The 1,083-nt window shown below is 57.4% G+C and carries 1 protein-coding gene; it reads right to left on the bottom strand.

Annotated elements, in window-relative coordinates; all coding sequences use genetic code 11:
* Positions 1-1,065, bottom strand: a protein-coding gene (locus ACFFLD_RS20540; protein WP_386043827.1) for an IS3 family transposase whose coding sequence is annotated in 2 segments (ribosomal slippage) — positions 1-804 and positions 804-1,065 — 1,066 coding nt annotated over the 2 segments. Because the reading frame shifts where the segments join, the coding sequence is not laid out codon by codon here. This gene is flagged as partial in the annotation.
* Positions 1,066-1,083: the final 18 nt, after the last annotated feature.

The following is a 1,083-nucleotide window of genomic DNA, read 5'->3' as shown; positions in this document are numbered from 1 at the left end:
ACTCGCGGGGCGTCACGTTCCCAAGCGAGCTATGGGTCCGATCTTCATTGTATTCGATGCGCCAATTCTCGATCTTCTCCTGGGCGTCTTCCAGGCTCAGGAACCAGTGTACGTTCAGACACTCGTCCCGGAAGCTGCCGTTGAACGACTCGATGAACGGATTATCCGTGGGTTTTCCGGGCCTTGAAAAGTCCAGCTGTACGCCGTGCTCATACGCCCACTTGTCGAGCGCCTTCGAAATGAATTCGCTCCCATTGTCGACTTGTATGCGGTTCGGCAGTCCGCGCATTTGGCCGATCAGCGTCACGGTGTCCACGACCGCGTCTCCTTTGAGCGAATGGTCGACCGTGATGGCGAGCGCTTCGCGACTAAAATTGTCGACTACAGTTAACGAGCGAATCCGACGCCCATTGAACAGCTCATCGGCCACAAAATCCATGCTCCAGGCTTCGTTTGGTGCGCCGACTGCCGACCGCGATTCGCGATGCATGGCAGCGACTCGTCGTCGCGGTCGCTTGCGCCGCAGATTCAGGCCTTCTTCGCAGTAGATCCGATACGTTTTCTTGTGGTTGATCACCCAGCCTTCACGGCGCATCAGTACATGAACGCGCGGCATCCCATACCGTAATCTTGTCTCAGCGATTTCCTTGATCCGGGCGCGCTCGGCGCGATCGTCTCTCGGGTGGGCCTTGTAGTAATAAGACGAACTGGAGGTCAGCAGGATCGATGAGGCACGCCGCGTGCTCACCCGGTAGGCCTGGATCAGCCAGTCGGCCAGTTCACGCCGCCGGGACGCCTTCAAAGCTTTTTTCGCAGCACCTCCTGGAGCATTTCCTTGTCCAGGCTCAGATCGGCGACAAGCTTCTTCAAACGGTTGTTCTCTTCTTCGAGCTGCTTGAGCCGGCGCACTTCGCTCACGCTCAGTCCGCCGTACTTCTTCTTCCAGTTGTAGAGCGTCGCCTGCGAGATGCCCATCTTGCGACAGACTTCTTCCGCACGTGTCCCGGTCTCGGTCTGCTTTACCGCGAACGCAATCTGTTCGTCCGTGTATTTCGACTTCTTCATGGTCCATTTCCTCCGCCT

Source organism: Vreelandella sulfidaeris (assembly GCF_042429665.1).
Lineage (GTDB): Bacteria > Pseudomonadota > Gammaproteobacteria > Pseudomonadales > Halomonadaceae > Vreelandella.
The sequence above is the reverse complement of the archived record's forward strand: the minus strand, read 5'-3'. Positions and strand labels throughout refer to the sequence as shown.